This is a genomic window from Uliginosibacterium sp. sgz301328 (assembly GCF_041807905.1).
In the GTDB taxonomy this organism is placed as follows: Bacteria; Pseudomonadota; Gammaproteobacteria; order Burkholderiales; family Rhodocyclaceae; genus JBGVSA01.
Genome location: NZ_JBGVSA010000001.1, coordinates 168767 through 182953, shown reverse-complemented (window position 1 = coordinate 182953; position 14187 = coordinate 168767). Strand labels below are relative to the sequence as shown.

Annotated in this window: 11 protein-coding genes; 7 read left to right on the top strand and 4 right to left on the bottom strand. The window is 63.6% G+C overall.

What is annotated here, in order from left to right:
• Positions 1-4 precede the first annotated feature (4 nt).
• Together ACDA63_RS00820 and ACDA63_RS00815 are read left to right on the top strand one after the other, a co-directional pair.
• A complete protein-coding gene (locus ACDA63_RS00820; RefSeq protein ID WP_373661252.1) occupies positions 5-316 on the top strand; it encodes a hypothetical protein in 312 nt (103 codons plus the stop codon).
• A gap of 105 nt (positions 317-421) precedes the next feature.
• Positions 422-733, top strand: coding sequence for a type II toxin-antitoxin system VapC family toxin (locus tag ACDA63_RS00815; RefSeq protein WP_373661379.1), 312 nt, complete (start codon positions 422-424; stop codon positions 731-733).
• Between the two features lie 120 nt (positions 734-853).
• On the opposite strand, the gene ACDA63_RS00810 is transcribed toward ACDA63_RS00815, so the two are convergent.
• The 4 genes from ACDA63_RS00810 to ACDA63_RS00795 form a co-directional block, all read right to left on the bottom strand.
• Positions 854-1918: an ABC transporter ATP-binding protein gene (locus ACDA63_RS00810; protein ID WP_373661251.1), complete on the bottom strand. Its 1065-nt coding sequence runs from the start codon at positions 1916-1918 to the stop codon at positions 854-856.
• 10 nt (positions 1919-1928) lie between these two features.
• Positions 1929-3626: an ABC transporter permease gene (locus ACDA63_RS00805; protein ID WP_373661250.1), complete on the bottom strand. Its 1698-nt coding sequence runs from the start codon at positions 3624-3626 to the stop codon at positions 1929-1931.
• Positions 3627-3636: 10 nt separating this feature from the next.
• Entirely contained in the window at positions 3637-4707 is a 1071-nt protein-coding gene (locus ACDA63_RS00800) for an ABC transporter ATP-binding protein (RefSeq protein ID WP_373661249.1), read from the bottom strand.
• A gap of 165 nt (positions 4708-4872) precedes the next feature.
• Positions 4873-5862 carry an ABC transporter substrate-binding protein gene (locus ACDA63_RS00795; RefSeq protein ID WP_373661248.1) on the bottom strand — a complete coding sequence of 330 codons (990 nt, stop codon included), beginning with the start codon at positions 5860-5862 and terminating at the stop codon, positions 4873-4875.
• A gap of 439 nt (positions 5863-6301) precedes the next feature.
• On the opposite strand from ACDA63_RS00795, the gene ACDA63_RS00790 reads away from it, so the two are divergent.
• The 5 genes from ACDA63_RS00790 (at position 6302) to ACDA63_RS00770 (ending at position 14154) form a co-directional block, all read left to right on the top strand.
• A complete protein-coding gene (locus ACDA63_RS00790; protein ID WP_373661247.1) occupies positions 6302-7549 on the top strand; it encodes an ABC transporter substrate-binding protein in 1248 nt (415 codons plus the stop codon).
• A complete protein-coding gene (locus ACDA63_RS00785) occupies positions 7546-9927 on the top strand; it encodes an ATP-binding protein (protein WP_373661246.1) in 2382 nt (793 codons plus the stop codon). The genes ACDA63_RS00790 and ACDA63_RS00785 overlap by 4 nt, the downstream gene beginning before the upstream one ends.
• Positions 9908-11158 carry a sigma-54-dependent transcriptional regulator gene (locus ACDA63_RS00780; protein ID WP_373661245.1) on the top strand — a complete coding sequence of 417 codons (1251 nt, stop codon included), beginning with the start codon at positions 9908-9910 and terminating at the stop codon, positions 11156-11158. The genes ACDA63_RS00785 and ACDA63_RS00780 overlap by 20 nt, the downstream gene beginning before the upstream one ends.
• 117 nt (positions 11159-11275) lie before the next feature.
• Positions 11276-13678, top strand: a complete 2403-nt coding sequence (gene parC / locus ACDA63_RS00775; protein ID WP_373661244.1) for a DNA topoisomerase IV subunit A — start codon at positions 11276-11278, stop codon at positions 13676-13678.
• A gap of 140 nt (positions 13679-13818) precedes the next feature.
• Positions 13819-14154 carry a zinc ribbon domain-containing protein YjdM gene (locus ACDA63_RS00770; protein ID WP_373661243.1) on the top strand — a complete coding sequence of 112 codons (336 nt, stop codon included), beginning with the start codon at positions 13819-13821 and terminating at the stop codon, positions 14152-14154.
• The last annotated feature ends 33 nt before the right edge of the window (positions 14155-14187 follow it).

The following is a 14187-nucleotide window of genomic DNA, read 5'->3' as shown; positions in this document are numbered from 1 at the left end:
AGCGATGAACGCTCAACACGAAGCCCTCGAGCGCCGTGCGCCGAGGGCTTTATTCATTGTGTGCGTCGCCTGGAGCGTCTGGTGGATGGATCATTCAGGGAGAGCAATCATGGCAACCAATCTGGTCGTTAGAAATGTCGACGAGGACTTGACGCGTGCGCTCAAACAGCGCGCTGCCGCGCATGGCCGAAGTGCAGAAGCAGAGCATCGAGAAATCCTGAAAGCCGCATTGCAGAAGCCGCCTCGTCGCTCCGTTGCCGACGTCCTGGCCAGTATGCCCAACGTTGGTGACGCGGATTTTGCGCGGGCGAGGTGAGGTTTGTTTCTGATCGACACGAACGTTATCAGCGAGGCCCGCAAAGGGTGAAGCGCGCATCGCGGCGTGCTCGGATTCTTCAAAAAGAACGCCGATGAAGCGCATATGTACGTTGCTGTGCAGACGATCGGAGAACTGCGGCAGGGCGTTGAGAGAATCAAGGCTCGCGGCGATACGGTGCAAGCGCAGAAACTGGAACGGTGGCTGGATTCGGTGCTCCAGGACTATTCCGACAGGATTTTTGATTTTGATGCCGGGTCGGCACAAGTCTGGGGGCGATTGATGTCGCCGAACAACCAGAATCCCATTGATAAGCAGATTGCGGCCATCGCGCTGATCCACGATCTGACGGTTGTCACGCGCAACATGACCGATTTCCATCAAGCCGGTGTGCGGGTCATCGATCCCTTCGTGTGACGGGAGGTGCACCGAAGTGGCAGCAAGGCGCGAAACGAGCCAATTCGAATGCCGCGCCATTGCCGCTCGCCGCAACGGCGGACAGCAATGGCGATGCCTGAATCGACATTGAATGGCGACTTACTCGTCCGTCGCGTACCAGTGCGGTTGCCGGAAGACAACCTGGCAGTTCTCGCCTTCGCGTGGCCCCGGCGAGTTGCGGGTCTTCTGCACGCGCAAGGCATGCCCTCCGCATTCGACGAGGTAGTCCGTCGTCTCGCCCAGGTACGATCGGCGCGTGACCGTGCCGGGCAGACCGCCCTCGCTGACGAAGTCGATCTCCGACGGACGCGACGCCAATGTTGCTCGTGGGGCGCCAAGCAGTCTGTCGGGCAAGGGTGTCGCGACCGCGCTGTGCGGAATGGCAATGCCCCCGAGCGAGAAGCCGCTTGCAGCAATGTCGATGTCGATGAAGTTCGACAGCCCGATGAAGCTGAATACGAACTTGTTGGCCGGCCGCGTATAGACCTCCAGCGGTGTCCCCACCTGTTGCACGACGCCGAGCTTCATCACCATGATGCGGTCGGACAGTGCCATGGCTTCCGACTGATCGTGCGTGACGTACAGGATCGAGAATCCGTAATGCCGTTGCAGATCCTTGATCTCGAATCGCATCTCTTCGCGCAGGTGCGGGTCGAGGCTGGACAGCGGCTCGTCGAGCAGCATCACGTCGGGCTGGATCGCCAGCGCGCGCGCCAGCGCCACGCGCTGCTTGCCGCCACCTGAAAGATCGCTCGGACTGCCCGCCGCCACATCCATCAGATTGGTGTGGCGCAGCGCATCGCGCGTGCGGTTTTCGATTTCCGCGGCCGGCAACTTGCGTAGCCGCAGCGGGAATGCCACGTTCTCGTACACCGACAGGTGCGGCCACACTGCAAAGGCCTGAAACACCATGCCGAAGTCACGGTTTTCCGGCGGCACGTAGTGGTTCGTGCGGCGTGACGACAGCAGCCGATCACCGACGTGGATCTCACCGTCGTCGAGGTCTTCGAAACCGGCCACCATGCGCAGCGTGGTGGTCTTGCCGCAGCCCGAAGGGCCCAGCATCGAGAAACACTCGCCCTTGGCGATTTCCAGATTGAGATTGTCGACGGCGGTGACATTGCCGAAGCGCTTGGTCACGTTGACAAGGCGGATATATGACATGGTGGCTCTCCTATTTCGCCTTCGCCTTGTTGGCAAACCGATCGATGAAGGTCTGGCCCAGCACGATGATGATCAGCGCGATGCCGGCCAGCGCAGCGGAATAGACGGTCTCGCCGTCTTCACTCAGGGTGTAGATCGCCACGCCGATGGTGCGGGTGCTTGGCCCGTACAGCATGACCGAGACGGTCAGCTCGCGCAGCGCCGGCAGGAAGATCAGGAAGAACGCCGCCAGCATCCCCGGGCGTACCAGTGGAATGACAATGTCCTTGAGTGCCTGCCACATCGACGCACCACACGCGCGGGCGGCTTCGACGAGCGAGTCATGCACCTGTTCCAGCGCGGCCGAGTTGGCCTTGAGCGAGAACGCCATGTAGCGCGCCACGTAGGCCACCAGGATGATGCCGACCGTGTTGTACAGGTTGATGCCGAACTTGCCGCTCCACGCCAGGATCACGCCGAGCGCGATGACCGAGCCCGGGACCGAGAAAGGCAGCATGCCCAGGAATTCCAGGATGCCCTTGCCGCGCACCTTCATCTTGACGATGACGTACGAGATCATCACGCCGGCAAACATCGCGATGGCGGCCGAAGCCAGGCCCAGCGATATGCTGTTCCAGATTGCGTCGCGCGTGAGCTGCCAGTCGAACAGGATGAAGCTGTAGTTGTGCAGCGTGAGGTTCTCCCACGTGAATGGCAGGCCATAGGTCTTGAGGCCGCCGACGAGGAAGATCGTCACCGTGGGCAGCACGATCGTGATGGCGATGTAGACGATGCACAGAATGAACATCGGCATGCGCAACTTGCGCAGTTTGATCTCCAGCGGCCGGAAGCTCTTGCCGCCGATGATCTGGTACTTGCCCTTGTCCAGCACGCGCCGCTGCAGCCAGATGATCAGCGCCGCGGTCACCACCAGCACCGACGCCAGCACCGTCCCGGTGCGGATCGACTCGAAACTGCCCGCACTCTGGTGGATGCGCTCGTAGATCAGCGTGGGGATGTTGTAGATGCCGTTCTCGATGCCCAGCACGGCCACCGTGCCGAAGTGCGCCATCGAGTAAAGCATGATCAGCAGCGCGCCCGAGATCACGCTCGGCAGCACCAACGGGATGGTGATCTTGCGCGTGATGGTGAAGAGGCCCGCACCGGAGATGCGGGCGGATTCTTCCAGCGTCGGGTCCATGCGTTCGAGCGCGCCGGACACCTGGATGAACACGAACGGGAACAGATACATCGACTCGATGATCATGATGCCGGCGTAGGTGTAGCAGTTGAACACCGGCCCGTCGGTGAGCCCCGAATCCATCAGCAGGCGGTTGATGTAGCCCGCGCGCGGCGACAGCAGCATCTTCCACGCCAATGCGCCGATGAAGGAGGGCAGCATGAACGGGATCAGGAACATCCCCTTCATGAGCCGCTTATATGGCAGATCGGTGCGCGTGACCAGCCACGCGAAGAAGGTGCCCAGGGTCGTGGATATCAAGGTGACGCCGGTGGCGATGAACAGAGAGTTGCCCAGTGCCATGTAGGTGTCGCGCTCGGAGAGCACGCGCACGAAATCGGCGGCGTTGAACTTGCCGTCCACCCACAATGCGTTGAAGAAAATCAGGACGACAGGGACCACCACCACCACGACAAGCACTGCGATGGCGACTGTCAGGATGACCTCGGCGGTGCCGAAGCCGCGGGAACGATTGAGTGAGTGCTTCATCTTCATTTCCTCAGGCGTCGAACCAATGGGCGGACCTCAGGGCGACCCTGCAGGATTCGCCATCCTGGAACAGCAGATCGCGCCCCAGCGCTTCGTGAGTCTCGATCTGCGTGCGCAGGCTCTGGCCATCGATCTCGATCAGGTAATCGGTCATCGCACCCAGGAAGCTCGCCCGGCGCACCACGCCAGGAATGCCTTCCCCGCCACGCGAGAGCATCACGTCGGAAGGGCGGAAACCCATCCTTACCGGACCCGCCTTGCGATCGTCGGGGATTGCCAATCGGGCGTGGGGAATGGAGTGCTCGCCCACCTTGATGCCGTTTGCGTCGATGCTGGCGTTCAGGAAGTTCGTCATGCCAAGAAAGCGGAAGATGTACTCATCGACCGGGCGCTCGAAGATCTCCTCGGGCGTGCCGACCTGCCGTATGACGCCGTTCTTGTCCATGATGCCGATGCGATCGGAGAGTGCCAGCGCGATCTCCTGATCGTGCGTGACATACAGGATCGTGATGCCCAGGCGCCGCTGCAGCGACTTGATCTCGAAGCGCATTTCTTCGCGCAGGTTGGCATCGAGGTTATTGAGCGGTTCGTCCAGCAACATCAACGAAGGCTTGGCGACGAGCGCGCGCGCCAGCGCAACGCGTTGCTGCTGTCCGCCCGACAGTTGGGAGGGCAGACGCTCCTCCAGACCGACCAGGTTGACCTGTCGGATGCTATCGGTGACGCGCTCGCGCAATTCCTGCTGCGAGGCTTTGGCGATCTTCAGTGGGTAGGCCACGTTGTTGAATACCGTCATGTGCGGCCACACGGCGTAGTCCTGGAAGACGACCCCGAGGTTGCGCTGGTCAGGCGGAACGCTGACGCGGTGGGCAGAGTTGGAGACTTCCTTGCCACCGATGTGGATCGAGCCGGAGTCGGGGTTCTCGAAACCCGCGATCAGCCGCAGAAGTACGGTCTTGCCGCAACCCGACGGGCCCAGCAAGGTGAAGCACTCACCATGCTGGACTGTCAGATCGAGGTCTTGTAGTACGGAGTGTCCGGCGTAAGCCTTGCTCACGCCCTGGAGTGCGATATCAGCCATGTCGAAGCACCATCTTGGGCGGCGCGGCACCTGCGGCCGCATTTGGAACCCGGAGCACGATGGAACTTCATGAGTGTTGGCCCTCGAAGGCGCCAACCGTGTTCCAGGTTCCTATGGAAGGGCACCTGCCAGACGCATAGCGCCCGGCAGGTGCGGCGGGCGCCGTCAGCGGATCTGCATGACCTCGTTGAACTGCTTGATGGTTGCTTCCTTGGCGTTGATGATCTTCACGTAGTCGATCTTCATGGCGCGCGCCTGGGCTTCTTCCGCGGTGGGAATGCCCTTGACGGCTGCCTTGACGCCCTTGCGGACCGGCACGGTGCCTTCCTGCGCGATGATCTCCTGGCACTCGGCCGACAGCAGGAAGTCGACGAATTTCTGCGCGGCGGGCAGATTCTTGGTGCCCTTGATGATGGCGACCGGGCTCGGGATCACGAGCATCTCCGGCGGATATGCCAGCGCCATCGTGGCGCCTTTCTCGATCTTGTCGCTGACGATGTAGTCCACGCCGAGGCTGCCCACCAGGTCACCCGACGCGGTGTCGTCGACAACCTGCCCGGAGCCCTTGCCGACCTTCGCGCCATTGGCCTTCAGCGATTTGATGTAGTCCCAGCCGAACGCATCGACGAGCAGTTGCACGCTCATGTACGACGTTCCGGAGAGCGCCGGATTGGCGATGCCGAACGCGCCCTTGTACGCGGGGCCCGAAATATCCTTCCAGGTCTTTGGGGCGGTCTTGATGTAGCGGGTGTTGTAGGCAACGCCCAAGGTGCCCAGGCGCACGGCGGTGAACGAACCGTCGTAATCCGGCAGCGGATTGACCACGTTCTTCAGTTCCGGCGAGCTGTATTTTTCCAGCAAGCCTTCCGATTTCATGTGATAGAAGTCGGGCACTTCACTGGTCCACAACAGATCGGTCATGATGCGGCCCGACTGGCGTTCGGTGGCGATCTTCGCCATCAGCTTGCCGGCGCCGGCGGATTGGTAATCGACCTTGATGCCGGGGTTTTTCTTCACGAAGGCATCCTTGATCCTGCCGATGAGCGACTCCTTCATCGACGTGTAGATCATGAGTTCTTCCGCGGCGCTGGCCGCGCCCGCGAACGTGCCCAGTGCCATGCCGCAGGCCAGTACGCACAGTGTCTTCTTGAACATACAGTTGTCTCCTCGTTGCTTGTCTGCCATCCGGGGCTCGCTCTCGCGAGCCTGTTCAAACCGTGAAGCCGTGCGACGCACGATGGCCGTGCGCCGCGTGCGCGGCAAATGGCTGTTTTGAGTCAGGCGTGACACAACCCGGAGACGGGGTGCGCGGATTTTGAGTCGCCAGCAACCCGCGCGAAATGCGGTCGACCGTGGGCGTGGTCGCATTGGGTCAGTGGCATGCATCGGTTGACGCTGCGCAACGGATTCGGCGGCTCATGAATGTGTTGAGCAAGGTCAATGTGTCGGCGTGAATCTGAGTTGTATGCGCCCGACTCGGAGATATTGGTGGCCAGAGGAGAGCCTTTGGAACGAGCATCGGATTGCCTGCGCTGCGCACACCGGTATCTCGTCCACAAGGGCCCCACGTGTGCGTCGGAGGAGCGCGAGGCATATGCAGAGAAGTACATGGAGACACAAGGCGCTGGCGTGCGTGGTGGTCGCGTTGTCAGCCGCGTCGTCGCGGGCCGAGCTTGTGATCGGCACGACGTTCTCACCGTCGGCCACCGCACATTTGATCAGCGTGTGGGCCGCGCAGGACGGCAAGACGGTACGCACGGTCAATCGCACCAGTGGCGCCTTGCTGCGCGCGATGCAGCAACCCGAAGCGGAGGGGATCGACCTGATCCTGAGTTCGTCTCCGGTGTTGTTCCAGCAAATGACCGCGGCCGGCGTTCTCGCCTCGAACCCGATTCCGCGCGTGGCGCAAAGCGAGCGCCTGCTGCCGGCTTTCCTGCGCGAGACCACCTCGGTCGTGGCCCTGTCGGGCTACGGCGTGCTGAGTCACCGCGAACGTCTGCGGCAGGCCGGCGTGTCACTGCCGGCGACGTGGGACGCACTGGCCGATCGGCGCCTGCGCGGGCTGGTGGTGATGAGCACGCCGTCCCGATCCGACACCAATCTGCTGATGGTCGAGACCATTCTCCAGCAACGCGGCTGGGCCAAGGGATGGGCCTTGCTGATGGGTATCGGCGGCAATCTGTCGACAATCTCGTCGCGCAGCTTCGGCGTGTCTCATTACATCGAAACGGGCGTCGGTGCGGCCGGTCCGGTCATCGACAACTATGCCAATGTGCTGATTCCTGCCAAGCCGTTGGCGTTCCGTTACTTTCAGAATTTCACCAGCGCGCCGACCTACATTGCCATCTCGGCAGCCAGTCGCAACAAGGCAGAGGCCGAGCGTTTCATCGCTTTTTTGTTGAGCCAGAAAGGGCAGGAGGCATTTGCCGACGCAGCCACGGGCAAGTACCCGGTCACGCTGTTGCCGGCCGGGCATCCGCTTGCCGCGCAGCAGAAGCGCCTGTTGGCGCAGCCCACGCTCGACTACGGGGTGCTTTTCGCTCGCCAGCGACTGGTGCAGGAACTCTTCGACCGAGCCATCACTGATCGCTTGATGCAGTTGCAGGACGACTGGCGACAGCTCGACGCGGCGGAGGCCCGCACGGGCCGTGTGTTGTCCGACGTGCGAGCCTTGCTGACGGCTGTTCCCGTCACCTCTGCTCAGGCGACGGACCCGAAATACGTGGGCCGCTTTGCCGAAGAGCACGGCGCGGGCGCGCGCGAGTCTGAAGTCGTGCGCTGGCTGGAATTCTTCGAACGGCAGCACAAGGCGGCCATCGCAATCATGTCGTCCTTGCCATGATCAGTCTGCGCCGCATCTCGATCGTCGCGCTCCTGCAGCGGGCGTTTCTTGCCAGCACGGCGCTGACGGTCCTCGCCGGCGCGGCCGCGATGTGGGCGTGGTATTCGCAGCGTGAGCAGCTTGCGCTGACGTTGCGCGACCTGGTGCCGCGCATCGAATCCGCCCAGTCCCTGGAGCGTGCGCTCGACGCCTTGACGAGCGACTTCAACCAGATCGTGCGGGAGAGTCCCGAAGAGCGTCAGCGCGGCAAGCGCAACGCGATCGTGTCGCACCTGTCGGGGATCGATGACGCAGCCCGTCACGCGTCGCCTCCATTGCAGCAGGCCGTGCTAGCCCTGACGGCCGAAGCGCGCCAGCGGCTGGCGGAACTGGAAGCCGCGCTGGACTCTGAACGGGTTGCCGAACAGCACCTGCTCGAAACGACGCAGCGGATCAACTCGCTCAACGCTGACTTCAACGAAGAGCTCGCTTCGTTGGCGCAGGACATCGGCTGGCAGGAGTGGACGCTGGTCGAGGCGGTGGCGCGGGGCGGAGAGTCCGCGCAATTGCGGCGCAGCGAACAATCCTTGCGCGCGCTGCAGCGGCAACGACAGTTGATCAATTCGGTGGCGCGCGTGGAAGCGCAGGTCGTCGAAGATCTGTTCCGCTTCCTGGCGGCGCGTACAACGCAGGAAGTCGAAGCGCACGTCGGCTACCTGACCGGCCTGCAACGCATGCTGGATGCGCAGATCCGGCAGGTAAAGCCGTATCCCGGCATGGTTGGCGCCCAGCAGATCGTCGTCCAACTTTCCGCGATCGGTACGGACCGCGCGGCATTGCCGGCATTGCTCAGCGAGCGCGAGCGGTCGCGCCAGGCGCTCAAGGCGGCGATCGGGGCGCGCGACGATGTGCTGGGACGCCTGCGCAGTCTGCTCGCGGCGGAAGTGGGCAGCGGGCGCGAACAACTTCAGCGTCTGAACACGCGGCTGCTGTCGATCACGCGGGCCAGCGGCGCGCTGATCGTCGGCAGCATGGCCGCCTCGATCGTGTTCTTGCTGGTCATCAATCACTTCTACATCCGGCGTCGTCTGCTCAGACGCTTCAGCATGCTGGCGCAGGCCGCCCTGCGCTTGTCGCGCGGCGAACTGGATACGCCGGTGGCCGTCTTCGGGCGCGACGAACTCGGTCGCATTGCCAGCCTGTTGCGGCGCTTTGCACGCATGGTCAAGCGGGTGGAGGAGAGCAACGCGCTCACGCTGATCGACGATACGGCGGCGGCACTCATCACGCTCGATGCAGAAGGACGGATCGAGTCGGTCAACGCCGCCGCACGTGCGCTGTTCGAGGACCAATCGTCAGGCTCCGTTGAGCTGTCCGAACTCATGCCGCAATCGTGGCGCGAGTCGCTGAAGTGCCTGCTGGCGGCCGACAGCCCACTCTGGCGCGATGGCGAGCAGCATCTGGAACTCCACCGCGACGGCCGGCACTTTTCGGCTGTATTGCGGACTTCACCACAGCGCAGACGCCATCGCGTGATCATGACGATCGCCGACGTCACGCCGCAGGTGCAGGCCCGCCAGTGGCTGGAGCAGGAGGTCCAGCGTCAGACGCAATTGCTCAATGACCAGAACGCCCGTCTCGTCGAAGAGGTCGGCGAGCGCATCGCGGCCGAAGCGAGCCTTCGCCAGACGCAGGACGAACTGGTGCAGAGCGCCAAGCTGGCCGTCGTCGGGCAGACCATGACCACGCTGGCGCACGAGCTGAACCAACCGCTCAACGCGTTGCGCGCCTACCTGTACACCGCCACGCGCGCGCTCGAAGCGGGCGATGTCGAACGCGTCGCCCCTTACCACGGGCGCATGCAGCAGCTCATCGAACGCACCGCATTGATCATCCGTCGCTTGCGCGACTTCACCCGCCGCATCGACCAGTCATCGACGCTGGTGGCTGTTGATGCGCGCCAGTGTGCGCTCGACGCGTGGTCGCTCCTGTCGATTCAATACGCAGAACCGGTTGAAGCGCTGGCGCTGCCGCCGATGCCCGTCATGGTGCTGGCCGATTCGGTGCGCTTGCAGCAGGTGTTCGTCAATCTGCTCGCCAACGCCATGCAGGCCGGCACGCCGGCGTCGCTGCGCGTAAGCGTGACTGCGCAGCGGTGCGATGGCCGTTGCGTCATCGAGCTGGCCGACAACGGACCGGGCTGGTCGCCGGCGCTGCACGGTCGCTTGCTGCAGCCGTTCGCGACAGGCAAGGAGGTCGGCCTGGGGCTGGGGCTTTCGGTGTGCACATCGATCATGGAAGCCTTCGGCGGAGAGCTGCGGATCGCGTCGACGGTGACGGGCGGCGCTTTGGTCATACTGGAACTACGGGGTGTGCAAGATGCAGAGGCTGGGATCTGACGAAAACGTGCTGCTCATCGACGACGACGCCGATGTGCTCGACGCCTATCGTGACATGCTGGCAACGGAGGGCTTTCGCGTGCGCGCCATGGCCGACGCGCTCGGTGCGCTAGAGCTGGTGCCGGACGATTGGGAGGGTATCGTGATTACCGACATCTTCATGCCGGGCCAATCCGGCATGAACCTGCTCGACGATCTGCTCCGGCTGGACGCGCAGCTCCCCGTGCTGCTTTTCACCGGCCATGGCGACGTTCCCATGGCGATCGACGCGGTGCGCAGGGGCGCCTTCGATTTTCTGGAAAAGCCCGTCGATCCCGCGCATCTGCTCGACCGTGCGCATGAAGCGCTGCGCATGCGGCGTGGCGTCGTCGAGCGCCGTCGCTGGCAGCGCGGCGTTTTGAACCAGCACATCATCGGTCGCGGACGATGGGTCGAGCGCCTGCGCGTAACGCTGCGGCAACTGGCCGAGACGGACCTGCCCTTGTTCTTCCATGGAGAGTCAGGTACCGGCCGTTCGACGGCAGCGCGCTACGTCCATCAGATCAGCGGCCGCAAGGACGGCCCGCTGACGGCGCTCAATGCCGCCCGCCAGAGTCTCGACGAACTCATTGCGGCGGTTGGCGCGTCGGCGGGCGGAACGCTCCTGTTGCGCAACTGCGACCATCTCGACGACGACGCCCAGCGCCGCCTCGTGCAGATGATGGAAGACGTCACCGGGCAGGTACGGCTTATCGCCACCGGCCAGAAGTCGGCATCCACGCTGGCGGCCGAGGGGCGGATGCTGCCGTCGCTGTATGGCCTGTTCAGCCTCACGCAGGTGGAGTTCATCCCGCTGCGCGAACGCTCGATGGACATCGCCGATCTGTTCGACCACTACCTTGCGCGGGCCTGCCTGCGCCTCGGGCGGCCGCAGCCGCGCCTCAAGCCCGACATGTTGCGGCGGCTGACCCATCATCCCTGGCCGGGCAACATCCATGAGCTGGCGCACGCGGCCGAACTCTGCGCGGTGGGCTTTCAGGCGTTCGCCGCCAAGGCCGGCGAGCAGCCTGTGGCGGACCCTCGTTCGCTGGACGAACGGCTCGACGATTTCGAGCGCACGGTTCTGGCCGAGGCGCTCAAAGCCTTCGACGGGCGCATCAACGAGGTGGCCGAATACCTCAAGGTGCCGCGCAAGAAGCTCTATCTGAGGATGAAAAAGTACGGGCTGGACAAGAGCGAATACCGCATGTAGGGACGTGAGCGGCGCGACCGCATAGCCGCGCAGGACTCCATTTGCCCGGCTGCCCTGCCGAGCCGGGCGGGCTCTGCCATAATGCGGCTCTTGAACGAACTGCCGCAGTTGTAGCCCATGCAGACGCCCCACGACAATAATCCAGACAACGAGCCCGATCTGTTCGGGCAAGACGAAGAAGCGACCGTAGCGGTCGCCGCCGAGCCGGCCGAACCGCCGCCGCCCGATCAACCTCCCACACTGGCCGAACTGCCTGACGACCATCTGCCGATCGCGGCATTTGCCGAGCGTGCCTACCTGGCTTACGCCATGAGCGTGGTGCGCGGTCGCGCGCTGCCGCAGGTGGAAGACGGCATGAAGCCCGTGCAGCGACGCATTCTGTTCGCCATGAACGAAATGCGGCTCGCGCCCAATGCCAAGCCGGTCAAATCGGCCCGCGTGGTGGGTGACGTGATCGGTAAGCTGCACCCCCACGGCGACCAATCGGTGTACGACGCGGCCGTGCGCATGGCGCAGGATTTCTCGCTGCGCTATCCGCTCATCGACGGCCAGGGTAACTTCGGTTCGCGCGACGGCGACGGTGCCGCCGCGATGCGTTACACCGAAATGCGCCTGACGCCGATCGCCGAACTGCTGCTGTCGGAAATCGACATGGGCACGGTCGACTTCGTACCCAACTACGACGGCGCTTTCGACGAGCCCAAGCTGTTCCCCGCACGCCTGCCGATGCTGCTGCTCAATGGCGCCTCGGGCATCGCGGTGGGCATGGCGACCGAATGCGTGCCGCACAACCTGCGCGAAGTCGCAGCCGCCGCCACGCTGCTGATCAAAAAGCCGGACTCGTCGCTGGAGGATATCCGCGCACTGTTGCCGGGGCCGGACTTCCCCGGCGGCGGCCAGATCATTTCGCCGGACCACGTGCTGCGCGACGCCTACGAGAGCGGACGCGGCTCGGTTCGCATGCGTGCGCGCTGGCGCCTGGAGCAGCTCGCGCGCGGCGCGTGGCGCATCATCGTGTCGGAGTTGCCGCACGGTGTGTCGGCGGCCAAGGTACTGTCCGAAATCGAAGCGGTCACCAACCCGCAGCCCAAGACGGGCAAGAAAGAAATCACGCAGGATGAGAAGAACGCCAAGGCACTCGTGCTGAGCGTGCTCGACGCCGCGCGTGACGAATCGTCCGACAAGGAACCCGTGCGCCTGGTGCTCGAACCCAAGACGCGCACGCAGGAGCCCGACGAACTCATGCGCGTGCTGCTGGCGCACACCAGCCTCGAGTCGTCCGTGCCGCTCAACTTCACCGTGGTCGGCCGCGACGGCCGCCCGGGCCAGAAGGGCATCAAGACGCTGCTGCTGGAGTGGATCGATTTCCGCTACGTGACCGTCGAGCGCCGCACGCGGCATCGGTTGGGGCAGGTGGAGCGCCGCATCCACATTCTCGAAGGCCGGCAGACGGCATGGCTGCACATCGATGAGGTCATCAAGGTCATCCGCGAGTCTGATGAACCGAAGTCGGAACTGATGGCGCGCTTCGACCTGTCCGAAATGCAGGCCGAAGACATCCTTGAAATCCGCCTGCGTCAGTTGGCCAGGCTGGAATACCTGCAGATCGAGAAGGAGCTGTCGGGCCTGCGCGACGAGCGTGCCACGCTGACGGACCTGCTGGAAAATCGCAATGCCATGACGCGCCTGATCCTCAAGGAAATCGCCGAGGACACCAAGAAATACGGCGACGACCGCCGAACGCTGATCGAAGCCGCTGCCGCCATCGTGCCGACCGAGGCACCGGTGATCGACGAGCCTGTGACGGTGATCCTGTCGAAGAACGGCTGGATCCGCACGCGCCAGGGGCACGGCGTCGATCCGCAGAGCCTGACGTACAAGAGCGGCGACGCGGGCTTTGCCGTGATCGAAACGCGCACGGCATGGCCGTTGATCATTCTCGATACGTTGGGTCGCGCGTATTCCATCCGCATCACCGATCTGCCGGGCGGGCGTGGGGACGGCGTGCCGGTGACCACGCTCATCGAGCTGCAAAGCGGCGCACGCGTCGCCGTGGCGATGTCGGATGACCCAGAGTCGTCGTACTTCTTCGCCGGCAGTGGCAGCTACGGCTTCATCACGCAGTTGTCCGAGCTGGTCAGCCGCCAGCGTGCGGGCAAGGCGTTCATGACGATGGAAGAGGGCGAGTCCGTCCTGGTGCCGGCGCGCATCGAAGGCGAGTGGTTGGCGGCGCTGTCGGCCAATGGTCGCTTGCTGTACTTCCCGCGCGCCGAAATGAAGATCATGCCGCGCGGTCGCGGGATGATCGTCATGGGTCTGGACGAGAAGGAAGAACTCGTCGCCGTGGCCTGCCCACCGACAGACGAACTGCTCGTGCAGGGCACTGGCGTGCGAGGTGGCAAGCCGATCGAGTTCACGCTCAAGGGTGCGGCGCTGGAAGCCTGCCGTGGCAAGCGTGCCCGCAAGGGCGGCGCCTTGCCGCAAAAGCTCAAGCCGACAGCGCTGCTGCCGGCAAAATGAGATGCGTGACGATCGGAGTGGGCAACGGATTGTGTCAATCCGCTCCGATCTGATCCGGTCGACAAGGTGGGACGACGTGAGTCGATACCATCCGGACGCGGCAGCGATGCCGCGTTTTTCTTTTGATAAGGCTTTCCAACATGTCTCAGATTCCCCCGTGCCCCATCTGCGCGATGGAAAACACCTACCCGGATGGCGATAACTATGTCTGCGCCGATTGCGGTCACGAATGGTCGCCGCAAGAGGCGGCAGTGGCCGAGGCCGAAGACGTCGTGCGCGATTCCAACGGAACCGTCCTCAACAACGGCGATGCAGTGGTGCTGATCAAGGATCTCAAGGTGAAGGGGTCTTCGATCACCCTCAAGCAAGGCACCAAGATCAAGAGCATCCGTCTCGTCGGCGGCGATCACGAAGTCGACTGCAAGACCGACGCCGGCGCGTTCATGCTCAAGGCGTGCTTCCTGAAAAAAGTCTGAAGCAGCGCGTGCGGGCCGAATGATGGCCCGCAC

Bases quoted from the DNA above. Each gene is read 5' to 3' on its own strand.
- ACDA63_RS00820 (WP_373661252.1), top strand. From the start codon at position 5: ATGAACGCTCAACACGAAGCCCTCGAGCGCCGTGCGCCGAGGGCTTTA.
- ACDA63_RS00815 (WP_373661379.1), top strand. From the start codon at position 422: ATGTACGTTGCTGTGCAGACGATCGGAGAACTGCGGCAGGGCGTTGAG.
- ACDA63_RS00810 (WP_373661251.1), bottom strand. From the start codon at position 1,918: ATGTCATATATCCGCCTTGTCAACGTGACCAAGCGCTTCGGCAATGTC.
- ACDA63_RS00805 (WP_373661250.1), bottom strand. From the start codon at position 3,626: ATGAAGCACTCACTCAATCGTTCCCGCGGCTTCGGCACCGCCGAGGTC.
- ACDA63_RS00800 (WP_373661249.1), bottom strand. From the start codon at position 4,707: ATGGCTGATATCGCACTCCAGGGCGTGAGCAAGGCTTACGCCGGACAC.
- ACDA63_RS00795 (WP_373661248.1), bottom strand. From the start codon at position 5,862: ATGTTCAAGAAGACACTGTGCGTACTGGCCTGCGGCATGGCACTGGGC.
- ACDA63_RS00790 (WP_373661247.1), top strand. From the start codon at position 6,302: ATGCAGAGAAGTACATGGAGACACAAGGCGCTGGCGTGCGTGGTGGTC.
- ACDA63_RS00785 (WP_373661246.1), top strand. From the start codon at position 7,546: ATGATCAGTCTGCGCCGCATCTCGATCGTCGCGCTCCTGCAGCGGGCG.
- ACDA63_RS00780 (WP_373661245.1), top strand. From the start codon at position 9,908: ATGCAGAGGCTGGGATCTGACGAAAACGTGCTGCTCATCGACGACGAC.
- parC (WP_373661244.1), top strand. From the start codon at position 11,276: ATGCAGACGCCCCACGACAATAATCCAGACAACGAGCCCGATCTGTTC.
- ACDA63_RS00770 (WP_373661243.1), top strand. From the start codon at position 13,819: ATGTCTCAGATTCCCCCGTGCCCCATCTGCGCGATGGAAAACACCTAC.